The organism is Paraburkholderia aspalathi (genome assembly GCF_905220735.1).
GTDB classification, from domain to species: Bacteria; Pseudomonadota; Gammaproteobacteria; order Burkholderiales; family Burkholderiaceae; genus Paraburkholderia; species Paraburkholderia aspalathi.
In genome coordinates this window covers 193546-215742 of sequence record NZ_CAJNBA010000005.1, presented here as the reverse complement: position 1 = coordinate 215742, position 22197 = coordinate 193546, and the positions used below count along the sequence as shown (strand labels likewise).

Genomic DNA, 22197 nt, shown 5'->3' with positions numbered 1-22197 from the left:
AATCTATTGGTCTGATGCATCACAAGCACCGTCTGGCAAGCGAACAGCCGCCACTTCGCCCGCTCAGGCTAGCCTTATAGATCTTCTAACGGAAATGAGATGAAACTGATCGGAATGCTGGATTCGCCCTACGTGCGCCGCGTCGCTATCTGCATGAAGTTGCTGAAGCTCGACTTCGAGCACCAGTCGGTTTCCGTGTTCAGCACGTATGAAGCGTTCGCGAAGATCAACCCGGTTGTGAAAGCGCCGACGCTGATCCTCGACAACGGCCAGAGCGTGATGGACTCGACGGTGATCCTGCAGTATCTCGCCACGCTCGCCGCGCCGGATCAGCGGATCTTCCCGTCACAGCCGGAGCACTGCCTGCGCGCCGCGCGCCTGACCGGCCTCGCGCTGGCCGCCAGTGAAAAGACCGTGCAGATCGTCTACGAACGCAATCTGCGTCCGGCGGACAAACAGCACGAACCGTGGGTCGATCGCGTGACCGAACAATTGCACGCCGCATATCGCGAACTCGAAGAGGAACTCGCGTCGGCCCCGTTGCCGGTCGAACCGAACCATTTTGGTGCGGCGGACGTGGCGGTGGCCGTCGCTTGGAATTTCACGCAAATGTACATTTCGGAGATCGTCACCAAGGCGGCGTATCCCCACTTGCAGGCGTTTTCCGAGGTAGCCGAACAACTGCCGGTGTTCCTCGATACGCCGGCCGCCTGAGGCACACGCGGCGGGGAGCGGGACGCCGAACTACGCCGTCTCCGCTTCCCGCCCCACTCCCCCCTGAAACAAGGCCGAGATCGCGTCCGTCGACATCGGCTTCGCGAAGTAGAAGCCTTGCATCTCGTCGCACGCACGCTCCTTCAGAAAGTCGAGTTGCGCCGACGTCTCCACGCCTTCAGCAATCACCTGCAATTTCAGCGAATGCGCGAGCGCGATGATGGCGGAGGTGATCGTCTCATCGTCGCCCGACACGCCGATATCCGACACGAACGAGCGGTCGATCTTCAAGCGGTCCACCGGGAAGCGCTTCAGATAGCTGAGACTCGAATAGCCGGTGCCGAAGTCGTCGATGGCAAGGCCGATGCCGAGCGCGTGCAGCTCGTTGAGCATCAACACCGCCTCCTCGGCATTGCGCATGATGGTGCTTTCGGTGAGCTCGAGTTCGAGATACTGCGGTTCGAGCCCCGTCTCGGCGAGCACCTGCATGACGAGCTTGGCGATATCGCGCTGCTGAAAAACGCGCGCCGACAGATTCACCGACACCCGCGCCGGCGGCAATCCTTCGTCCTGCCAGGCCTTGTTCTGCCGGCACGCCTCGCGCAAAACCCATTCCGACAGCGGCCCGATCAGCCCGCTCTCTTCGGCGACCGGAATGAACAGCGACGGCAGCACCAAGCCGACTTCCGGATCGCGCCAGCGCACCAGCGCCTCGGTGCCGACGATCTGCCCGCTCACGATATCCACCTGCGGCTGGTAGTGCAGCAGGAATTCGTTGTCACGCAAGGCCCGCCGCAGACGCCGTTCGAGATTCATGCGCGCACCCGCGCTCGCATTCATCTCCGGCTGGTAGAACTGGAAGGTATTGCGGCCCATGTCCTTCGCGCGGTACATCGCGAGGTCGGCCTTTTTCATCAGCGTTTCCGCGTCTTCGCCGTCCTGCGGGAAGAGGCTCGCGCCCATGCTGCAGCCGACATACAACTCGGTGCCGTCGAGCCACACCGGCTCGGAAATCGACGCGCGCACCCGCTCCATCCACGCGATCAGCGACTGCTCGTCGACGGTATCGGTCATCACGATCACGAACTCGTCGCCGCCATGCCGCGCGACCGTGTCGCTGGTCCGCGTGCAACGGGCGAGCCGTTCGGCCACCACGCTCAGCAAGCGGTCACCGACGCTATGGCCGAGGCTGTCGTTGACGTTCTTGAAACCGTCCAGATCGATGAACACGACCGCGACGCCCTTGTGATGCCGCTGCGCGACGATCAACGCATGCTGCAGGCGATCGCGCAGCAGGTTGCGGTTCGGCAGGCGCGTGAGACTGTCGTAGTTGGCCTGATATTCGAGCTGTTCCTGATAGCGGATCAGATCCGTCACATCATTGATCACGCCGATGTGGTGCGTGATTACGCCCTCCGCGTTCGGCACGGGCGCAATGAACAGCTGATTCCAGAACAGCGCGCCGTCCTTGCGATAGTTGCGCACCACGGCGCTCACTTCGCGGTTCGCGGCGAGCGCCTGGCGGATCAACGCGACGCCCTCCTGGTCGCGGTCGTCGCGCTGCAGCACGCGGCAATCGTGACCGATCACTTCGGCGGGATCGTAGCCGGTAATCCGCATGAACGCGGGGTTCACGTATTCGATCAGATTGCCCGCCGGCGACGGCGCGGTAATCAGAATCGCGTTGACGCTCGCATCGAGCGCGCGGCTTTGCAGACGCAAAGCCAGATCGGCGCGCTTGCGCTCAGTGATGTCCGTGTAAGAACCGAGCACGCCGATCACGCGGCCGTCGCCGTCGGTGAACGGCAGCTTGCTCGTGACCGTGGTGCGGTGCACACCGTCGATCACCAGGTCGACCTCGAAACTCATCTTCGGCACGCCGGTGGTCACCACCTCCTTGTCGTGCCCGTTCAGCAGGTCGGCGAAGGCGCGCCACGGCATGTCGCTGTCGCTCTTGCCCACCACCTGCTCCGGGTAAGAAAGCCCCGCATCGCGCGCGAACGCCATATTGCAGCCGAGATAGCGCGACTCGTGATCCTTCCAGAAAATGCGCTGCGGGATGTTGTCCATCACCGTTTCGAGCATCTGGTTCGAACGCTGCGCTTCGGCTTCGGTATTGATCTGTTCGGTGACGTCGTCGGCCAGCACGAAGAAAGCGGCGCGGCCCATGAAGTTGAGCGCGTGATATGAAATGTCGGCGCTGATCGTCGAGCCGTCCTTGCGCCGGTGATGCCAGACACCCGCCATCGTGCGGCCGTGTTGAGCGGTGTCGCTGCGCTGCATGTGCGATTCGAGGCGCGAGATTTCGCCATTCGGCCGGATCGCGCGAATCGTCATGCCGAGAAATTCGCTTTCCGAGTAACCGTATTGCTGAATCGCCGCCGCGTTGACGGCGAGAAAGCGCAAGGTCTCGCGATCGAAAATGTACATCGGCACCGGATGGTCATCGAACAGACCGCGAAAGCGCTCGTCATTGCGGCCGAGCGCACGCACGGTGCGCAGCTTCTCGCGCGCGCTGCTTTCGCGGGCTCCGAACGTGAAGATCAGAAGCGCGCTGCCTGCCAGCATCGTCACGATCAGCAGACACATGGCGCGCTGGGTTTCGTTCGCGGAACTCGCGAGCGACGCTTGCAACGCCTCGTTCTCCTGCTTGCGCAACGCCGCCAGAGCGTCTTCCACACGGCCGAGACCCAGCCCGAGATGCGTATAGGTCGAAGCCGCCCAGGCACGTGACTCGTCCGGCATGGCGCTGGCGCTCTTCAGGAGCGCATCGTCGATATCGTGTTGCAGCGCGCGGCTGTCCACGCTCAGCCTCGCGAGCGTATCGAGCATGGCCGGTTCGCCGGCGAGCTCGTTGCGCAACTCGCGCTCCAGACCGGCCAGCGAGGCGGCCATGGCGGCTGCCTCGTTGACAGGCGCGGCCTCACCCGTTGCTTCGAAACGGCCGAGCGCGGCCAGCCCGCCGTCGAGCGCCGTATGGTATGCGTCGAGATTCTGACGCACGTTCGTCGAACGCAGCATGCGCGCGTCGGCGTCGCGCTGGCCGCAAATCTGCGTATAGGCGACGAACGCGTTCGCGCCGACCGCCGCGGCGACGACCGCCAGATTGATCAGCAGCCGCTTCGATAAAAAAGGAGTCATGGGTTCCGAACGTCAATCGTTCTGAGGGCGGGAGCGCGGGTCGCTTTCGGTGCGTCGGGTCGCACCGGGTCGAGTCTTTTTACGCGCCAACCCATGGATAACGGCAGGGTTCGGAACAGATTGAGGGGGCGAGGCGAAATATTTCGCGGATTGAGCTGGGGACGTCTGGCTGGAGGTGCCTGGGCGGCAGCGGCTGGCCGGACGTCCCTGGGTGGTCTGTAGTAGCCAGCAGCGCCTAACCGGCTGTACCGAATTCCCTCATCGCCGGGACGAAGTCGTGGTTGCTTTCCGGCTTGCGCGACAATTTGGCGAGGACGTAGCGCTTGAACGGCTCGAGTTCGGCCCACTGCGCGACACGCGGCGTGGGCAGGCCGGCCAGCCCCGCCTGATGCACTACGCCGTCCGGCACGGCATCCGTGCGGCGCCAGGCAGGCGCGTCCTCGGGCGTGAACCACTCCGGCTCGACATTCGCGTGCGTGCGCAGCATCTCGAACAGTGCGTGGTCGAAATTCGGCTCGATTTCCGCGTCTTCTTCGACCGGAAATCGCGCCAGCAGCTTGCGGTCTTCGAGCGGCAGCATTTGCCACTGCTCAAGGGTGATGCGCAGCCCGAAACGATCGAGATTGAAGCGCACCGACATCGGGATGTAGGTGAAATTCTCCGAGGACGCGACTTCGAAGTTGAACAGAAGCGGTGCTTCGTTGAGTCCCATGACAGTATTCCTCTTTGGTGACGGGCAACGCGCAAGCCCAGCTTGAGGTATTTTAGAACCTTATTCGCGCGATAGCGGCATGGTCTGGCGCTGCTTCGCGCCGCCGGGCAACGCTGCAAGCCGTAGAAACACGCGCAGCATGAAAGGAGTGAAGTCGCTTGAACGAACTGGACACAGACGGGCAGACGGGCGCCGTGGAGCGCCAGGTGCACCGGCATCGCGGCGCAGCGGTCGAAACCGTCACCGATCACGTCGGTCAGGAATGGCCGGTAGCGCTCGTCTTCAATGGCATCTCCCACGCGGTGATGATGTGCACGCCGCGCGATCTGGAAGCGTTCGCGGTCGGTTTTGCGATTTCGGAAGGCATCGTGGAACGCGGCAGCGACATTCAGGACATCGAGGTCGAGCTGCACGACGATGACGAATTGCCGCACGCCGAAGTGCAATTGAAGGTCGTGCAGCAGGCCTTCGTCGCACTGAAGGAAAAGCGCCGCGCGCTCGCCGGGCGCACCGGCTGCGGCGTATGCGGGATCGAAAGCATCGATCTGCTGGATCTGAAACCGGAACGTGTGCCGGACACCGGCTTTCTGCAACGGCTGGCGCCGGATGCAATCGCGCGTGCCGCGCGCGAGTTGCCGGAACACCAGGCGCTAACGCGTCTGACCGGCGGCCTGCACGCCGCCGCATGGTGCGATGCGGCAGGCGCGATCCGTTACGCGTTCGAAGACGTTGGCCGTCATAACGCGCTCGACAAGCTGATCGGCCAGTTGGTGCTCGACCGCGCGGATACCCGGGAAGGTTTTGTGTTTCTGTCGAGCCGCGCGAGCTACGAGCTGGTGCGCAAGGCGGCGCGCGTCGACGTGCCGATGCTCGCGACGATTTCGGCGCCGTCTTCGCTGGCGATTGCGATCGCCCGCAAAGCGGGCGTACGGCTTGTCAGCTTCTGCCGGGAAACCAGCTACGTCGACTACGACACCTTGCAGCCGACGCAAGCTTGAGCGTTCAAGGCGCCTGAGAATGTTTCAGGCGCCCGAATCTACCCGTTGCGCAGCCGCTTCAGTCGAACTGACGGAAGTCCGGCTTGCGCTTCTCGAAGAACGCCTTGAACGCCTCACGTGCTTCCGGCGCGATCAGCATCTTGCCGAAGTGCACCGCTTCCTCGCTCATCTGCGTTTGCAGTTCATGCTGGCTCGCGCGCTTCATCAGACTCTTCGTCACCCGCAGCGACGAAGCCGGCAGCGCCGCCAGCTTCGCCGCTTGCGCGGCAGCAAACGCATCGACTTCAGCTGCGGGCAGCACGCGATTCACGAAACCCATACGGTGCGCTTCGGCGGCGTCGAACGCTTCGCCGAGCAGCAGCTTTTCCGCTGCGGCCTGGTAGCCGGCCACGCGCTGCAACACCAAACTCGACGCCGCTTCCGGACAAAGTCCGAGTTGCGTGAACGGCAGCGAAAAGCTCGCCGTATTGGCCGCGTAGACCAGATCGCAATGCAGCAGGAGCGTCGTGCCGATGCCGACTGCTGGGCCCGCCACCGACGCCACCACCGGCTTTTCCGCCGAACTGAGCGCACGCAGGAACTGGAATACCGGCGCGTCTTCGCCGCCTGGCGGCTTCTTCATGAAGTCTTCGAGATCGTTGCCGGCGCTGAAAATGCCGGCGCCGCCGCGGATCAGAATCGCCCGGATCGATGTATCGCCATGCGCTTCGACCAATGCGTCGGCCATCGTCTGATACATCGCAGCCGTGATCGCGTTTTTCCTTTCGGGCCGGTTGAAGGCAATCGTCAGCACGCCGTCGGCGCGCTCGACCAGAATGTCCATTGTCATCTCCTCGTACTCCTCGTTGCTGCTGAATGAAAAAACGGTTCGCAAGCCAGGCGGCCTGCGAACCGTTTCCGCGATCCCTAGGGAACCGCTGCGGGGATTACCGCAGCGATCGCGACAAGGATCACCGCTTGAATCTGAGCGAACATGATTACAGGCGTTCGATGATGCCCGCCGCGCCCATGCCGGTGCCGACGCACATCGTCACCATGCCGTACTTGAAGTTGCGGCGGCGCAGGCCGTGCACCACCGTCGACGCACGAATCGCGCCGGTCGCACCCAGCGGGTGGCCGAGTGCAATCGCGCCGCCGAGCGGGTTGATCTTCGACGGATCGAGGCCGAGGTCCTGAACCACCGCCAGCGATTGCGCGGCGAATGCTTCATTCAGTTCGATCCAGTCCATGTCTTCGATCTTCAGGCCGGCGGCCTTCAGGGCGGCCGGAATCGCTTCCTTCGGACCGATACCCATGATTTCCGGCGGCACGCCGCGCACGGCGAAGCTGACGAAACGGGCGAGCGGCGTCAGGTTGAACTCCTTCAGCATCTTTTCCGACACGACGATCAGCGCGCCCGCGCCGTCCGACGTCTGCGAGCTGTTGCCGGCCGTCACCGAACCCTTGTTAGCGAACACAGTGCGCAGCTTGGCGAGGCCTTCCATTGACGTGTCGCCACGCGGGCCTTCGTCGAGCGCGACTTCACGCGTCTTGATACGCACTTCGCCGGTGGCGAGATCGGGGAAACGTTCGGTGATCGTGTACGCGGCGATCTCGTCGTTGAACTCACCGGCTTGCTGCGCGGCGATGGCGCGGCGATGCGATTCGACCGAGAACGCGTCTTGCGCTTCGCGGCTGATCTTCCAGCGCTCGGCGACCTTCTCCGCGGTCAGGCCCATGCCGTAGGCGATGCCGATGTCTTCGTTACGATCGAAGATATGCGGCGACATCGACGGCTTGTTGCCCATCATCGGCACCATGCTCATCGATTCGCAGCCGCCCGCGATCATCGCGTCCGATTCGCCGACCCGGATACGGTCAGCCGCCATAGCCAGCGCGGTGAGGCCCGAAGCGCAGAAGCGGTTCACCGTAACGCCGCCCACCGTATTCGGCAGGCCGGCCAGCAGTGCGCCCATGCGCGCGACGTTCAGGCCCTGCTCGGCCTCAGGAATCGCGCAGCCGATGATGGCGTCTTCGATTACCTTGGTGTCGAGGCCGGGCACTTGCGCCACGGCCGATTTGATCGCGTGCACCAGCAGTTCGTCCGGGCGCGTGTTCTTGAACATCCCGCGCGGCGCCTTGCCGATCGGCGTGCGGCTCGCGGCGACGATGTATGCGTCTTGCAATTGCTTTGCCATTTGAAGCTCCTCTATCGTCGCTTAATTGCGCACCGGCTTGCCGGTTTGCAGCATGCCCATGATCCGTTCCTGCGTCTTTTGCGTGCCGAGCAGATCGACGAACGCTTGACGCTCGAGTTTGAGCAGCCATTCTTCGTCGACGAGGCTGCCCGCTTCCACGTCACCGCCGCACACCGCTTCCGCGATACGGCTGGCGATCAGGTAATCGTGCTCGCTGATGAAACGGCCGTCGCGCATGTTGACGAGCGATGCCTTGATGGTCGAGATCGCCGAGCGGCCCGCCACCGGCACCTGCGTGACACGCAGCGGCGGACGGTAACCCGCGGCGGACAGCGCACGCGCTTCCTTCTTCGCGATGTCGAGCAGTTCAAACACGTTGAAGACGATCGTGTCGGACGGTTTCAGGTAGCCCATGGCGCGAGCATCGAGTGCCGAGGCCGAGACCTTCGCCATTGCCGCGTTTTCGAACGACTTCTGCACGAACTTCAGCAGGTCATTGGTCGCGCCGGCTGCGGTTGCGGCTTCTGCCGCGCGCAGTGCCGCTTCCTTCAGACCGCCGCCCGCCGGCACGAGACCCACGCCGACTTCGACCAGACCGATATAGCTTTCGATGTGCGCGACACGCTTCGCGCTATGCAGCGCCAGCTCGCAACCACCGCCGAGCGCGATGCCCGACACAGCCGAGATGACCGGCACGTTCGCGTACTTCACACGCAGCATGCCTTGCTGGAATTTCTTCACGAACGGCTCGATGCCCTTCGCGCCGCCCATCATGAACGCGGGCATGGCTTCTTCGAGGTTCGCACCCGCGGAGAACGGGCCGCCCGGCGTGCCGAGTTTCAGCGACGTCGGCTGCCACACGACCAGACCCTTGTAGTCCTTCTCGGCCAGTTCGATGGCTTGCGTCAGACCGTCGATCACCGACGGTCCGATCGTGTTCATCTTGCTCTTGAACGACACGATCAGGACGTCGTTCTCGCCGGCACGGTCGTCGACCCACGCGCGCACAGCGTCGGTTTCGAACAGCGTCTTGCCGTAGGTCTTCGGATCAGCAGACGTTTCGCCGACCAGCGGGGCACGGAACACCTGCTTGTCGTAGACCGACAGCGACGAGCGCGGCACAAAAGTCTTCGAAGCCGGCGACCACGAACCTTCGTTCGTATGCACGCCGCCCTTCTCTGCAACCGGACCTTCCAGCACCCACGACGGCAGCGGCACGTTCGACAGCGCCTTGCCTGCCGCGATGTCTTCCTGCACCCATTCGGCGACCTGCTTCCAGCCGGCCGTCTGCCAGCCTTCGAACGGGCCTTCGTTCCAGCCGAAGCCCCAACGAATCGCCAGATCGACGTCACGTGCGTTGTCGGCGATCGATTCCAGATGCACGCCAATGTAGTGATACACGTCGCGGAAAATCGACCACAGGAATTGCGCTTGCGGATGCTCCGATTCGCGCAGGAGCTTCAGACGCTCTGCCGGCGGACGCTTCAGAATGCGGCCGACCAGTTCGTCGGCTTTCGCGCCGCCGTCGACGTATGTACCCGTCTTCGGGTCGAGCACCTTGATCGCCTTGCCTTCCTTCTTGTAGAAGCCACCGCCGGTCTTCTGACCGAGCGCGCCCTTCTTCACGAGTTCAGCCAGCACGGGCGGTGTTTCGTAGACCGGGAAGAACGGGTCGTCCTTCAACGTGTCCTGCATCGTCTTGATGACGTGCGCCATGGTGTCGAGACCGACCACGTCCGCCGTGCGGAACGTTGCCGATTTCGCGCGGCCCAGACGCGAGCCGGTCAGGTCGTCCACTTCGTCGAAACGCAGACCGAACTTTGCGGCTTCGGTAATCACAGCGAGGATCGAGAAAATGCCGACGCGGTTGGCGATGAAGTTCGGCGTATCTTTCGCGCGCACAACGCCCTTGCCAACCACGCTCGTCAGGAACGATTCGAGTTGGTCGAGGATTTCCGGACGCGTCGTGGCGGTCGGGATCAGTTCGACCAGGTGCATGTAGCGCGGCGGATTGAAGAAGTGCACGCCGCAGAAGCGCGCCTTCAGTTCATCCGAGAAACCGTTCGACAGTTCGGTGATCGACAGACCCGACGTGTTGGTCGCGAAGATCGCATTCGGTGCGATATGCGGCGACACCTTCTTGTACAGGTCGTGCTTCCAGTCCATGCGTTCGGCGATCGCTTCGATCACGAGGTCGCACTCGGCGAGCTTCTCGATGTCGTCGTCGTAATTCGCGGGCTGGATGTATTGCGCGTCGTCCTTCACGCCGAACGGCGCAGGCGACAGCTTCTTCAGATTCTCGATCGCCTTCAGGGCAATCGCGTTCTTCGGGCCTTCTTTGGCAGGCAGGTCGAACAGCAGCACGGGCACCTTGGCGTTGATCAGGTGCGCTGCGATCTGCGCGCCCATCACGCCGGCGCCGAGTACGGCGACCTTGCGAATGATCAGATTGCTCACGTCGTTCCTCCGGGGAGTTATGCGGTGTCGCGAAGGTGTCTCTTATGTTTCGCGATGTGTGACTTGTGGCGGTGGAAGGCGCCACGCCTTCTGAAGGCGTGGCGCTTGCCGTGAAGTGTGTGCTTTAGAACAGCGACTCTTCGACGTCCATCATCGACTTCGAACCGGCGCGCGCCTGACGGATGGTCATGGCCGTTTCCGGCAGCAACTTCGCGAAGTAGAAGCGTGCGGTCGCGAGCTTCGCCTTGTAGAACGGATCGCCCGATGCTTCGTTGTCCAGCGCGATACGCGCCATGCGCGCCCAGAAGTACGAGAACACCAGGTGGCCGACGGTACGCAGATACGGCACGGCGGCAGCGCCGACTTCGTCCGGGTTCTGCATCGCCTTCATGCCGATTTCCATCGTCAGCTTCTGCACCTTGTCGCCGATGTCGGCGAGCGGGTTGATGAACTCCTGCATTTCCGGCTTCACGCCTTCGGCTTCGACGAAATCCGACACAAGCTTGCCGAACTTCTTCATCTTCGCGCCCATGTCGCCGAGAATCTTGCGGCCGAGCAGGTCGAGCGCCTGAATCGCGTTGGTGCCTTCGTAGATCATGTTGATGCGCGCGTCGCGCACGTATTGCTCCATGCCCCACTCGGTGATGAAGCCGTGGCCGCCGTAGATCTGCATGGCGTGGTTGGTGCTCTCGAACGCGTTGTCCGAGAGGAATGCTTTCAGGATCGGCGTGAGCAGCGCGACCAGATCCGCCGCTTCTTTACGCACCGATTCGTCGGCGTGCGACAGTTCCTTGTCGATGTGCAGCGCGGACCAGTACGAGAACGCGCGCGCGCCTTCGGCATAGGCCTTCTGCGTGAGCAGCATGCGGCGCACGTCCGGGTGCACGATGATCGGGTCAGCCGCTTTTTCCGGCGCCTTCGGGCCGGTCAGCGAACGCATTTGCAGGCGCTCTTTCGCGTACGTGAGCGAGTTCTGATAGCCGATTTCGGTCAGGCCCAGGCTCTGCATGCCAACGCCCAGACGCGCGGCGTTCATCATCACGAACATCGCGTTCAAGCCTTTGTTCGGCTCACCGACCAGCCAGCCCTTCGCGTTGTCCAGATTGATCACGGCAGTCGCATTGCCGTGAATGCCCATCTTGTGTTCGATGGAGCCGCACTTCACGCCGTTGCGCTCGCCCGGTTCACCCGCTTCGTTCGGCACGAACTTCGGCACGATGAAGAGCGAAATGCCCTTGGTGCCCTTCGGCGCATCCGGCAGACGCGCGAGCACCAGGTGAACGATGTTCTCCGCGAGATCGTGTTCGCCGCTGGAGATGAAAATCTTCGTGCCGCTGATCGCGTACGAGCCGTCGCTGTTCGGTTCGGCCTTGGTGCGCAGGATGCCGAGATCGGTACCGCAGTGCGGCTCGGTCAGACACATCGTGCCGGTCCAGACGCCCGCGACCAGCTTCGGCAGATAGCGTTGCTGCAACTCCGGCGTGCCGTGCGCATGCAGACATTCGTACGCGCCGTGCGACAGGCCCGGGTACATCGTCCACGCCTGGTTCGCCGAGTTCAGCATTTCATACAGCGCGTTGTTCACGAACGCGGGCAGGCCCTGGCCGCCGTAGTCCGGATCGCAGCCGAGCGCCGGCCAGCCGGCTTCCACGTATTGCTTGTAGGCTTCCTTGAAGCCCTTCGGCGTGGTCACGACGCCGTCGCCGACGTACGTGCAGCCTTCCTGGTCGCCGCTGTGATTGAGCGGGAACAGCACTTCGGAGCAGAACTTGCCGGCCTCTTCGAGCACGGCGTTGATCGTGTCCGCATCGAGATCCGAGTGCTTCGGCATCTGCTTGATCTCGGCTTCGACGTTAAGCAGCTCGTGCAACACGAATTGCATGTCGCGCAGCGGCGCGGCGTACTGTCCCATGACTCTCTCCCAAGTTTGACAAGGAGCCAGGCCGTTAGCTGAGTCCGTGGATCGGATCTTTCAGCGCCGCTGAATCTGCTTTAAGTTCGGCGGTTCTGCTAACGGCTTTCGCTCTGATACGAAACAATCAATTTTTCCAGCGCGGCCCACGTCAGACGCACTGCATCCGGCAAGTGCAGGAAGCGTGCGTCGTGATGCAGACCGAGCGTGAAGCTGTACAGTTCGAACAGCATCAGCTGCGGATCGGTATCGGCACGCAGATGCCCTTCTTCCATCGCCTGCGAAATTGCCCGCGTAAGCGCCGCACGCCAGATCGTCACGCTCGACACCAGTTGTTCACGCACCGGGTTGTCTCCGCGGTCGTCGTACTCGACGGCGCCGCTGATGTAGATGCACCCCGTGGTGACTTCCTGAATGCGTTTCTCGATCCAGCGGGAAATCATCGCGCGCAAGCGCGGCAATCCACGAGGCTCACGCAAGCTCGGGAAAAACACCTCGTCTTCGAAACGACGGTGGTATTCGCGCACGACTTCGACCTGCAAATCCTCGCGCGACCCGAAATGCGCGAACACACCGCTTTTGCTCATCTGCATGCGCTCAGCCAGCAACCCAATCGTCAGACCTTCCAGTCCGTCGCGGCTTGCCAGATCAAGTGCTGCTTCGAGAATCGCGACTCGTGTTTGTTCGCCTTTTCGCATAGCTTTTTACCGTTCTAATGTGACCGAAAGAAAATCGAACGGCCGTACTATTATTGAGTGCTGCCGTCCGCGAAACAAGGACTTTATTAGAAACCGGTTTCTAACCCGGTTTCAATTCTGCGGCATCCGTCAATCAGAGGAAGGAGATTTTTTAGAGGCGTTTGCCTTCTTTTTGTCCCTTTCATTGACGCTGCGCCCTTGCGGTTATGTGCGAGGTGCTGATGAGCTAGTCATAGCCACCCACCGTTAATAGCTTCATCACGGCCCGATAGGTCGTGTAGGCAAGCCAGTTGAGCAAGCGTTCGCCCGCCGGACGGGCATCATAGCGCGCCTCGTCGATCCGGCGAGATTCCTTGAACGCGGCGATGATCGCTTCGCGCAGCGCGTCGATCGACGGGTCGTTCACCAGCACCACGTTGGCCTCGTTGTTGAGCATCAGGCTCAACGCGTCGAGGTTCGAGGAGCCGACCGTCCCCCAGTTCGAATCCACCACCGCGACCTTGCCATGCAGCATGGTTTTCTCGTACTCGGCGATCTGCACGCCGGCTTTGAGCAGCGCACGATACAGGAACGGCACGGCGTAATCGAGCGCCTTGAACTCCTTGCGCCCGATGATGAGCTTCACGTCGACGCCGCGCCGCGCCGCGAACACCAGCGCGCGCCGCAGCTTGCGGCCCGGCATGAAGTACGGGTTAGCCAGCAGTACTTCGCTGCGCGCCTGGCCGATCGCGGTCAGATAGGCCTTTTCGATGGCGCGGCGGTTGATCAGGTTGTCGCGTGCGACGAAAGCCACACAGGGCAGCCCGCCGGCCCACAGTGCCTCGTTACGATTGCGGCGCCGGCGGCGCAGCGTGCCGAGCGACGCCATGGTCTTCGGCGCAAGATCCGGCTCGAGGGAGTCCAGCGGCCGATGCCCGAGACGGATCCGCTGCCACTGCACTTCGAACGCCTGGCGGATATCGGCGACCACCGGCCCGCGCAATTCCACCGCGAAGTCCCAGCGCCGGTAAGGCAGCTTCTCGCCGTTGTTCTCGTAATCATCGACGATGTTGATGCCGCCGCAGTAGCCGAACTGATCGTCCACCACCGCGATCTTGCGGTGCGTGCGCGAGAAGCCGAAGCGGCCGAACAGATGTGGGTTGTAGATACGATGGTCGACGCCGGCGAGCGGCCATTCGTTGAACATCGGCAGGCGCTCGGTGCCGATACCGTCGGTAATCACGCGCACCTTCACGCCGCGCGAGGCTGCGCGCAGCAAAGCCGCGCTAACGGCCTGACCGGCGCTGTCGCCACAGAAAATATAAGTTTCGAGAGCCACGTCGCTTTGCGCCGCGTCGATGCGTTCGATCAACGCGGTGAAGAACTCGTCGCCGGAGCGCAGCAGCTTGACCTCGTTGCCGCTGGTGAAGCGGTAGCGCTGCCAGTAGCGGCGGCCGAGCAGCGATTGACGGAGTCGCGCGAAACGGCGCGCGCCGCCGACGCTCACCGGGCACGCTCCTCGGGCTGGCCATTCAGGCGCCCAGCGAGCCGTTTCGGCAATTGCAGGATCGCGTCGGCGTTCGACGACGAAAAGCAGCGCGAGGCCGCTTCTTCATAGGGCAACCACAGGAACGCGGTGTGCTCGCGCGGCGCGAGCGTCACTTCCAGCTGCTCGGGCACTTCCAGACTGAACCAGTGCTCGGTGTTGTGGATCACGCCCTCGGCGTAGCGATGCCGGAACTGAGGGTAGATCTCGTATTCGATCGAATACTGCCAGTCGAACAGCGCGCTATGCGGCACGAGCGTACTGCCGACCACGATGCCGGTTTCCTCCGCCACTTCGCGCGTCGCCGTCTCGACGAAGGGTTCGTCGAGCTGGTCTTTCGAGCCGGTCACCGATTGCCAGAAATCTGCGTGATCGGCGCGCCGGATCAACAGCACGTCCAGCGCGGGCGTATGGATGACGACGAGTACGGATTGCGGGATCTTCGGCGGTTTCGGCATGGCGTAAAGACTGGGCGCAACGCTTGCGCGGTACATGTCGGCGAATGGTCCAATAAGCGGTCGAGACCGGTTGCTGCGACTGTAACGCAAAAAACGAAAAAGGCGCATCACGCGCCTTTTTCGTTTCGCTTTTTCGTCACCTCACGCTGTCGTTTTCAGACAGCGTGAGTTTGATCCAGCTTAGACCTTCGGTTCCGGCTGACGCAGACGGATGTGCAACTCGCGCAACTGGCGCTCGTCCACTTCGCTCGGCGCCTGCGTGAGCAGACACTGCGCGCGTTGCGTCTTCGGGAACGCGATCACGTCGCGAATCGAATCGGCGCCGGCCATCATCGTGATGATGCGGTCCAGACCGAATGCGATACCGCCGTGCGGCGGCGCGCCGTATTGCAGCGCGTCGAGCAGGAAGCCGAACTTGGCTTGCGCTTCTTCCGCGCCGATCTTCAGCGCGCGGAACACCTTGCTCTGCACTTCTTCACGGTGGATACGCACCGAACCGCCGCCGATTTCCCAGCCGTTCAACACCATGTCGTAGGCCTTGGCGAGGCAGCGCGCCGGATCCGTTTCCAGATACTCGAGGTGCTCGTCCTTCGGGCTCGTGAACGGGTGATGCGCGGCGACGTAGCGGTTGTCTTCCTCGTCGTATTCGAACATCGGGAAGTCGATCACCCACAGCGGCTTCCAGCCGGATTCGACGAGGCCGTTGGCCTTGCCGAATTCCGAATGACCGATCTTCAGACGCAGCGCGCCCAGGCTGTCGTTCACCACCTTCGCGCGATCCGCCGCGAAGAAAATGATGTCGCCGTCTTGCGCGCCAGTGCGCTCGATGATCGCCTTGACCGCTTCGTCGTGCAGGTTCTTGACGATCGGGCTTTGCAGACCGTCACGGCCCTTCGCCACTTCGTTGACCTTGATCCACGCCAGACCCTTCGCGCCGTAGATACGCACGAATTCCGTGTAGCTGTCGATGTCGCCACGCGAGAGCTCGCCGCCCTTCGGCACGCGGATCGCCGCGACGCGGCCGTCTTTCGTGTTGGCCGGCGTGCTGAACACCTTGAAGTCGACGTCTCTAACCGCGTCGGTCAGGTCGGTGAATTCGAGCTTCACGCGCAGGTCCGGCTTGTCCGAACCGAAACGGCGCATGGCTTCCGAATACTCCATGACCGGGAATTTCTCGGCCAGTTCGACGCCGATCGTTTCCTTGAACACGTGACGGATCATCGCTTCGAACAGATCGCGAATTTCCTGTTCCGACAGGAACGAGGTTTCACAGTCGATCTGCGTGAATTCCGGCTGACGGTCGGCGCGCAGGTCTTCGTCGCGGAAGCACTTGACGATCTGGTAGTAGCGATCGAAGTTAGCGACCATCAGCAGCTGCTTGAACAGTTGCGGCGATTGCGGCAGCGCGAAGAACTGGCCCGGGTTGGTACGCGACGGCACGAGGTAATCGCGCGCGCCTTCCGGCGTGCTCTTGGTGAGCATCGGCGTTTCGATGTCGATGAAGCCCAGCGAGTCCAGATACTTGCGCACTTCGATCGCGACGCGGTAACGCAGACGCAGGTTGTGCTGCATCTGCGGACGGCGCAGGTCGAGCACGCGATGCGTGAGGCGCGTGGTTTCCGACAGGTTGTCGTCGTCGAGCTGGAACGGCGGCGTGATCGACGGGTTCAGCACGATCAGCTCGTGGCACAGCACTTCGATCTTGCCGCTCTTCAGCGAGGCGTTCGTGGTGCCTTCCGGGCGGGCGCGAACCACGCCCTTGATCTGCAGGCAGAACTCGTTCCGGACGCCTTCGGCAGTCTTGAACATTTCCGCGCGATCCGGATCGCAGACGACCTGAACGAGGCCTTCGCGGTCGCGCAAGTCGATGAAGATGACGCCGCCATGGTCACGGCGGCGGCTTACCCAACCGCACAGCGAGACGGGTTGGCCCAGCAGTTCTTCGGTCACCAGACCGCAGTATTCAGATCTCATCGACATGATGTTTGTCTTTCGTTATGCATTGGTTGGACGGCGCGCGGCGATAAACGCTGCGCACCGGCATTACAGCGGAGGCTCGACTGTCGTGCGGCGCACCGGCGCCGGCGGCGCGGACGGCGCCACGACGCCCATCGAGACGATGTACTTGAGCGCAGCGTCGACCGTCATGTCGAGTTCGATCACTTCGCTCTTGGGCACCATCAGGAAGAAGCCGGACGTTGGGTTCGGCGTAGTCGGCACATACACGCTGACGTAGTCTTCTTTCAGGTGATTGACCACGTCGCCGCCCGGAATGCCGGTCAGAAACGCAATCGTATAGGAACCGCGGCGCGGGTACTCGATCAGGAGCGCCTTGCGAAACGCATTGCCGCTACTCGACAACAAGGTGTCCGACACCTGCTTGACGCTGGTGTAGAGCGGGCCGACCACCGGAATGTGAGCGACCACGACTTCCCACCACTTCACGAGCTTCTGCCCGATGAAGTTTTGCGTCAACAGCCCAACGACAAAGATGAACGCCAGCGTCAGCACCGCGCCGAGGCCCGGCAAACGGAAGCCGAGCGCGCGCTCCGGCTGCCATGAGGTCGGCAGCAGCAATAGCGTCTGGTCCATCGTGCCGATGATCAGGCCGAGCACCCACAGTGTGATAGCCAGAGGCACCAGCACCAGCAGGCCAGTCAGGAACACCGATTTGAGCGTCGTTTTTTTCGTCGTCATGTGTACCGCCAGAAAGCCGCGCGAGCCGATACCCGACGCGCGGCGTGTGCGCCGCCCATAAGGGCGGCCGTGCTACTAGGCGCTGCCGGAGCCGCTCGAATTCGACGATGCGGCGGGTGCGGCAGCAGGCGTGGCAGGCGTTGCGGCGGCGCCCGACGAAGCGGCGGCGGCCGTGCCGTTGGCCGAAGCCGTGTCGGAATTCGCCGCGCCGTTATTACCGGCTGCAGCGTTTTCGCCCGAATTCGCATTCGAGCCGCCATTCGCGTCGGGCTTGGCCGGCGCGCTTGCGCCGCCATTGCCGCCGCGGAAATCGGTCACATACCAGCCGGAGCCCTTCAACTGGAAACCGGCTGCTGTCACCTGCTTGCGAAAGGTGTCTTTCCCGCACTCGGGACACTGCGTCAACTGGGGGTCGCTCATCTTCTGAAGCACGTCCTTCCCGAAGCCGCATGACTCGCAACGATAAGCGTAGATCGGCATGAACTTTTCCCTACTGAAATCTTGTAAACGCTTGCAAAGCCTTGAATTATAGCCGCATATGGCTAGGCACCCGCGAATTTCCGGGACAAAAGCCAGGCGCAGCCGCCGTCCACATAAATGGGGGCGGCCACTATCGAATCAAGTGCGGCCTGCTCCATCGTCAAACGCGGCGGCCCGCTCAGCCTCGACGGCGCCAGGTCATCCAGCGCTCGCGGCCGGCAAAGACGGCAATCGAGTCGGTCACGGCTTCATCTTCGATCAGATCGAAGAACGGCGAGAGCAACGCATCGAGTTCGGCACGCTCGATACCGAACGGCGGCCCTTTCGGCGTCGCGCCGATGAAATAGAAACCCGCCAGCAGTGCGCCCTCCGGCAACAACGCGGCCATTCGTTGCGCGTAGTCTGCACGGCGCGCCAACGGCAGCGCGCACAGAAACGCGCGCTCGTAAATCCAGGCCGGCGTGAACGGCGGCTCGTAAGCGAAGAAGTCAGCCTGTTCGACCAGTTGCGCATGCTGCGCGCCCAACTGCTCGCGCGCTGCCGCTACGGCGGCCGGTGAGAAATCGATCGCCCGGACTGGGTTGCCCTGCCCGGCCAGCCAGAGCGCCTCGTAGGCGCTGCCGCAGCCGGGAATCAGTACGGCCGCGCCGGTGTGCCGGCTAGCGAACGACTGGAACGCCGACGGCACGCCCGCCTGATCCCACGGAGTGAAATGGCGTTCGAAGCGCTCGTCCCAGAACTCGGGCGAGTTGGGATCGCGGGTCGCAAAGTCGGGCACGGAAGGCTGGGTCGGGTCGCTCATAGGATGCCTCGTAGGAATCAGGATCGGGGCAGGATCACCCGCCGTAAGCGAACGCCAGAAACGCCCGCGCCAGCACCGCCCCGACACCGACCGCCACGCCGAACAGCAGCAGCCCTTGAAGCAGCCGGTTGGTGCGCTTCTGCTCGAGGAGGATCTGGCGAATCATGTCGTCGTTCGCGCCGCGCGTGTGGTCGTGACGCTGAGCCAGCGCATGATGGATCAGGCGCGGCAACTGCGGTAGCGTCTTGCTCCACTGCGGCGCTTCGATCTTCAGTCGCTCGTACCAGCCGCGCAGACCGATCTGCTCGTTCATCCAGCGTTCGAGATAGGGCTTGGCGGTCTTCCACAAGTCCAGCTCGGGATCGAGCGAGCGGCCGAGCCCTTCCACGTTCAGCATGGTTTTTTGCAGCAGCACCAGTTGCGGCTGGATTTCCACGTTGAAGCGGCGCGAAGTCGAGAACAGGCGCATCAGCACCTGGCCGAGCGAAATATCCTTCAACGCGCGGTCGAAATAGGGCTCACAAACCGCGCGGATTGCGCTTTCCAGTTCCTCGACCCGAGTGGTAGGCGGCACCCACCCGGACTCCAGATGCAGCGTGGCGACACGATGATAGTCACGCTTGAAGAAAGCGAGGAAGTTCTGCGCGAGGTAGTTCTTATCGAAGTCCGATAGCGCGCCGATGATGCCGAAGTCGAGCGCGATATAGCGGCCGAAGTGCGCCGGATCGAGGCTCACCTGAATGTTGCCCGGGTGCATGTCGGCGTGGAAAAAACCATCGCGGAACACCTGGGTGAAGAAAATCTCGACGCCTTCGCGCGCCAGCTTCGGGATATCGACACCGGCCGCGCGCAGCGTCTCCACCTGGCTGATCGGCACGCCGACCATGCGCTCCATCACCAGCACGGTGGGCGTGCAGAACTCCCAGTACATCTCCGGCACCAGCAGTAGATCGAGGCCAGCGAAGTTACGACGCAACTGGCTGCCGTTCGCCGCCTCGCGCATGAGATCAAGTTCGTCGTGCAGATACTTGTCGAATTCAGCGACCACCTCGCGCGGCTTCAGGCGCTTGCCGTCGGCCCACAGGCGTTCGGCCCAGACGGCGATGTCGCGCAGCAAGGCCAGGTCGGAGTCGATCACCGGCAACATGTTCGGCCGCAGCACCTTCACGGCGACTGCCTTGCCCGCGTGCTGCCCTGCTTTCACCTTCGCAAAGTGAACCTGCGCGATCGACGCGCTCGCCACCGGCACCCGCTCGAAATCGTCGAACAGCACGTCGACCGGTGCGCCGAGCGACTTCTCGACCAGCCCGATCGCCACCGCCGAATCGAACGGCGGCACCTGATCCTGCAGCTTGGCCAGTTCATTGGCGATATCGACCGGCAGCAGATCGCGCCGCGTGGACAGCACCTGGCCGAACTTGACGAAGATCGGCCCGAGGCTCTCGAGCGCGAGCCGCAGCCGCACACCAGGAGGCGCGTCGAACTTGCGGCCGATGGTGGTGATACGCAGCAGCAGACGCACACGCCGGTCATTGACGCGGCTGAGCATCATCTCATCGAGACCGAAGCGGATGACCGTAAAGAAAATCTTGAGGAAACGCAGAAAACGCATAGTTGTGCCCGATGACTAGCGCGTGCCGCGCGACGTGGCGGCGCCGCCCGGCGCATCTGCGCCGCGGGCTTCGACCTTCTGTTCAAGACGCTCGATGCGCTTTTCCACGCGCGCCAAAGCGTCGCGGGCGCGGGCCAGTTCGACGTTGAAGTCTTCCAGCGCAGCGCGGCGCACCAGTTGCGGGTTTTCGTCGAGCAGATATTCAGCGGCTGTGTCGAGCAGATTGCGCCCGGTACGCCGCGCATGTTCGCCGACCGTGCGCACGACCGAAGCCACCCGCCACGCCGGACCGTCGCCGATCAGCTTCGCCAGATCCTCTTCGGGCTCCCAGCGCAGATGCTCGGCAAGCTTGGCGATCACGGTCGCAAACTCGGCGTCGCCTTCGATCTTCACGTGCTTCATCACGGCGGCCTGGCCGCCTTGCATGAAGGCCGGGAACGCGTCGGACGGCACCGAGATGGTCACATCGAATTGTTGCGCATCGGTTTCGCCGAGCGCGCCGAGGTAGCCGTCGGGTTGCACCAGCAGCATCAGCACGACTGGCGGACAGGACAGTCTGGCGGTCTTGCCCGCGTAAGGGGCGAGGCGCTCTCGAGCCCACGATTCGCGGGCGAGCAGATGATTGACAGCAGCAGCGAAGGGCTTGGCGGCGAGGGTCATTGAAAGTGGCAAGAAAAAACCCGCGCGGGCGAGGTGCCCGCGCGGGTTCCTATTGTAACGTCCGTTCGCTTCGCGGCTTGCTATGCCGAACGGCCAATGCTTTGCGCAAAGTCAGGGCAAGCAGCGCTGGCTCAGTGCTGTGCCACCTGCTGAATGCCGGCCAGCAGCCAGCCTTCGCCGGGGCGGTTCGCCTTCGTCAGGTTCCAGACTTCGACGAACGGTTCAGCCGCCGCACCCGCCGATTCGCGGATCAAACCGGAGAAGCGCACGCTGGCGAAGTATTCGGACGCACGTTCTTCGACGCCCAGCAGCTCCGCATTCAGTTGCACCACGTCCGTCTGATTGGACTCGGCACCGCGCGAGTTCAGATCCACCTTCACTTCCGCGAACATTTCCGGCGTGGTGAATTCGCGGATGTCTTCCGTGTTGCCGACGTCCCACGCGGCTTGCAGGCGCACGAAGTACACCTTCGCGTTGCGCAGGAAGGCTTCCGAATCGAAGCCGGCCGGCACGGCCGGGGCAGCGTTGATGGACGGCGTGGTCAGCGGGTTGCCTTGCGGTTCGAGGTACGAGCCGGTGGGCGGAGCGGAGTAACGCGGCTCCTGGGTATAGCCGGTGCCGCCCGCATTCAGCGACGGTGCGCCGCCCGCGTACGCCGGTTGCGACGTATTGCGCTTACGACCCATGAAGCGGCGGATCAGCCAGATGCCGATCATCGCGATGAGCGCGATCACGATGATGTTGGCCATGGCGCCGGCGAACGCGCCGCCCAGACCGAAGTGCGACAACAGCGCCGCGATACCAAGACCGGCAGCGAGACCGGCGATCGGCCCGAGCCAGCGCGAGCGGTTAGGCGCTGCGGCGGGAGTCGGCGCGGGCGCCGGTGCCGGCTGCGCGCGCTGCTGCATGGCCTGATTGCTTTGGGAAGGTTGCGACGGAGCGGACTGTTGCTGAACCGTGTTCGACTGACGGCCAATGCTACGGCCGCCGCCCATGCGGCGGGCTTCCGCATCGAGCGAGGCGAGAGAGCCGGCCATGATCAGACCGACCATCGCGATCAGTCCGATTCTTCTCACCAATGACCTCGTAACCTTACGGGGAGATAACACACCTGAATCGGACATTTTCGTACTTTCCTTTAAAAATCGATGGGT

The 22197-nt window shown here is 62.9% G+C and carries 18 protein-coding genes; 2 read left to right on the top strand and 16 right to left on the bottom strand.

From position 1 onward, the window contains the following. Window positions 1-99: 99 nt before the first annotated feature. Entirely contained in the window at window positions 100-714 is a 615-nt protein-coding gene (locus tag KHO30_RS27610; protein WP_211702920.1) for a glutathione S-transferase family protein, read from the top strand. Window positions 715-744: 30 nt separating this feature from the next. Here KHO30_RS27610 and KHO30_RS27605 read toward each other — a convergent pair whose 3' ends face one another. Beyond that, complete coding sequence (locus KHO30_RS27605; RefSeq protein WP_211702919.1) at window positions 745-3855, bottom strand: sensor domain-containing protein; 3111 nt, start codon at window positions 3853-3855, stop codon at window positions 745-747. A gap of 235 nt (window positions 3856-4090) precedes the next feature. After that, entirely contained in the window at window positions 4091-4567 is a 477-nt protein-coding gene (locus KHO30_RS27600) for a nitrate reductase associated protein (RefSeq protein WP_093646497.1), read from the bottom strand. Window positions 4568-4725: 158 nt separating this feature from the next. Between KHO30_RS27600 and fdhD the strand changes: the two genes are divergently transcribed. After that, window positions 4726-5565: a formate dehydrogenase accessory sulfurtransferase FdhD gene (gene fdhD / locus KHO30_RS27595; RefSeq protein WP_200563875.1), complete on the top strand. Its 840-nt coding sequence runs from the start codon at window positions 4726-4728 to the stop codon at window positions 5563-5565. 58 nt (window positions 5566-5623) lie between these two features. Here fdhD and KHO30_RS27590 read toward each other — a convergent pair whose 3' ends face one another. The 14 genes from KHO30_RS27590 to KHO30_RS27525 form a co-directional block, all read right to left on the bottom strand. Then, the gene (locus KHO30_RS27590; protein WP_211702918.1) at window positions 5624-6394 is read right to left on the bottom strand and encodes an enoyl-CoA hydratase; all 771 of its coding nucleotides are present in this window, start codon (window positions 6392-6394) and stop codon (window positions 5624-5626) included. Between the two features lie 148 nt (window positions 6395-6542). Further along, window positions 6543-7742, bottom strand: coding sequence for an acetyl-CoA C-acyltransferase (locus KHO30_RS27585; protein ID WP_211702917.1), 1200 nt, complete (start codon window positions 7740-7742; stop codon window positions 6543-6545). Between the two features lie 21 nt (window positions 7743-7763). Next, on the bottom strand, window positions 7764-10199 hold the full coding sequence (locus tag KHO30_RS27580) for a 3-hydroxyacyl-CoA dehydrogenase/enoyl-CoA hydratase family protein (protein WP_211702916.1): 2436 nt from the start codon (window positions 10197-10199) through the stop codon (window positions 7764-7766). 124 nt (window positions 10200-10323) lie between these two features. Next, complete coding sequence (locus KHO30_RS27575; protein ID WP_093646485.1) at window positions 10324-12111, bottom strand: acyl-CoA dehydrogenase C-terminal domain-containing protein; 1788 nt, start codon at window positions 12109-12111, stop codon at window positions 10324-10326. 98 nt (window positions 12112-12209) lie between these two features. Beyond that, the gene (locus tag KHO30_RS27570; RefSeq protein ID WP_046566835.1) at window positions 12210-12809 is read right to left on the bottom strand and encodes a TetR/AcrR family transcriptional regulator; all 600 of its coding nucleotides are present in this window, start codon (window positions 12807-12809) and stop codon (window positions 12210-12212) included. 226 nt (window positions 12810-13035) lie between these two features. Continuing rightward, window positions 13036-14295, bottom strand: coding sequence for a cardiolipin synthase ClsB (gene clsB, locus KHO30_RS27565; RefSeq protein ID WP_211702915.1), 1260 nt, complete (start codon window positions 14293-14295; stop codon window positions 13036-13038). Then, window positions 14292-14792 carry a dihydroneopterin triphosphate diphosphatase gene (gene nudB, locus KHO30_RS27560; RefSeq protein ID WP_093646567.1) on the bottom strand — a complete coding sequence of 167 codons (501 nt, stop codon included), beginning with the start codon at window positions 14790-14792 and terminating at the stop codon, window positions 14292-14294. Before nudB ends, clsB begins: the two co-directional genes overlap by 4 nt. Before the next feature lie 180 nt (window positions 14793-14972). Next, the gene (aspS, locus tag KHO30_RS27555; protein WP_093646480.1) at window positions 14973-16772 is read right to left on the bottom strand and encodes an aspartate--tRNA ligase; all 1800 of its coding nucleotides are present in this window, start codon (window positions 16770-16772) and stop codon (window positions 14973-14975) included. A gap of 63 nt (window positions 16773-16835) precedes the next feature. Further along, window positions 16836-17489: a DUF502 domain-containing protein gene (locus KHO30_RS27550; RefSeq protein ID WP_093646478.1), complete on the bottom strand. Its 654-nt coding sequence runs from the start codon at window positions 17487-17489 to the stop codon at window positions 16836-16838. Window positions 17490-17564: 75 nt separating this feature from the next. Beyond that, on the bottom strand, window positions 17565-17969 hold the full coding sequence (locus tag KHO30_RS27545) for an FmdB family zinc ribbon protein (protein WP_093646475.1): 405 nt from the start codon (window positions 17967-17969) through the stop codon (window positions 17565-17567). A 178-nt stretch (window positions 17970-18147) separates the two neighbouring features. Continuing rightward, window positions 18148-18771 carry a methyltransferase domain-containing protein gene (locus tag KHO30_RS27540; protein WP_093646473.1) on the bottom strand — a complete coding sequence of 208 codons (624 nt, stop codon included), beginning with the start codon at window positions 18769-18771 and terminating at the stop codon, window positions 18148-18150. Window positions 18772-18805: 34 nt separating this feature from the next. Beyond that, the gene (gene ubiB, locus KHO30_RS27535; RefSeq protein WP_211702914.1) at window positions 18806-20383 is read right to left on the bottom strand and encodes a ubiquinone biosynthesis regulatory protein kinase UbiB; all 1578 of its coding nucleotides are present in this window, start codon (window positions 20381-20383) and stop codon (window positions 18806-18808) included. A 15-nt stretch (window positions 20384-20398) separates the two neighbouring features. Further along, on the bottom strand, window positions 20399-21043 hold the full coding sequence (locus KHO30_RS27530) for a ubiquinone biosynthesis accessory factor UbiJ (protein ID WP_093646471.1): 645 nt from the start codon (window positions 21041-21043) through the stop codon (window positions 20399-20401). Window positions 21044-21174: 131 nt separating this feature from the next. After that, on the bottom strand, window positions 21175-22167 hold the full coding sequence (locus KHO30_RS27525; RefSeq protein ID WP_211702913.1) for a Tim44 domain-containing protein: 993 nt from the start codon (window positions 22165-22167) through the stop codon (window positions 21175-21177). Between the last annotated feature and the right edge of the window lie 30 nt (window positions 22168-22197).

What these genes read in the sequence shown, in the direction of transcription:
- ubiB (WP_211702914.1), bottom strand. Translation starts at nt 20,383, where the DNA reads ATGCGTTTTCTGCGTTTCCTCAAGATTTTCTTTACGGTCATCCGCTTC.
- KHO30_RS27605 (WP_211702919.1), bottom strand. Translation starts at nt 3,855, where the DNA reads ATGACTCCTTTTTTATCGAAGCGGCTGCTGATCAATCTGGCGGTCGTC.
- KHO30_RS27570 (WP_046566835.1), bottom strand. Translation starts at nt 12,809, where the DNA reads ATGCGAAAAGGCGAACAAACACGAGTCGCGATTCTCGAAGCAGCACTT.
- KHO30_RS27550 (WP_093646478.1), bottom strand. Translation starts at nt 17,489, where the DNA reads ATGACGACGAAAAAAACGACGCTCAAATCGGTGTTCCTGACTGGCCTG.
- aspS (WP_093646480.1), bottom strand. Translation starts at nt 16,772, where the DNA reads ATGTCGATGAGATCTGAATACTGCGGTCTGGTGACCGAAGAACTGCTG.
- KHO30_RS27530 (WP_093646471.1), bottom strand. Translation starts at nt 21,043, where the DNA reads ATGACCCTCGCCGCCAAGCCCTTCGCTGCTGCTGTCAATCATCTGCTC.
- KHO30_RS27590 (WP_211702918.1), bottom strand. Translation starts at nt 6,394, where the DNA reads ATGACAATGGACATTCTGGTCGAGCGCGCCGACGGCGTGCTGACGATT.
- KHO30_RS27540 (WP_093646473.1), bottom strand. Translation starts at nt 18,771, where the DNA reads ATGAGCGACCCGACCCAGCCTTCCGTGCCCGACTTTGCGACCCGCGAT.
- KHO30_RS27575 (WP_093646485.1), bottom strand. Translation starts at nt 12,111, where the DNA reads ATGGGACAGTACGCCGCGCCGCTGCGCGACATGCAATTCGTGTTGCAC.
- nudB (WP_093646567.1), bottom strand. Translation starts at nt 14,792, where the DNA reads ATGCCGAAACCGCCGAAGATCCCGCAATCCGTACTCGTCGTCATCCAT.
- KHO30_RS27600 (WP_093646497.1), bottom strand. Translation starts at nt 4,567, where the DNA reads ATGGGACTCAACGAAGCACCGCTTCTGTTCAACTTCGAAGTCGCGTCC.
- KHO30_RS27545 (WP_093646475.1), bottom strand. Translation starts at nt 17,969, where the DNA reads ATGCCGATCTACGCTTATCGTTGCGAGTCATGCGGCTTCGGGAAGGAC.
- KHO30_RS27610 (WP_211702920.1), top strand. Translation starts at nt 100, where the DNA reads ATGAAACTGATCGGAATGCTGGATTCGCCCTACGTGCGCCGCGTCGCT.
- KHO30_RS27525 (WP_211702913.1), bottom strand. Translation starts at nt 22,167, where the DNA reads ATGTCCGATTCAGGTGTGTTATCTCCCCGTAAGGTTACGAGGTCATTG.
- KHO30_RS27585 (WP_211702917.1), bottom strand. Translation starts at nt 7,742, where the DNA reads ATGGCAAAGCAATTGCAAGACGCATACATCGTCGCCGCGAGCCGCACG.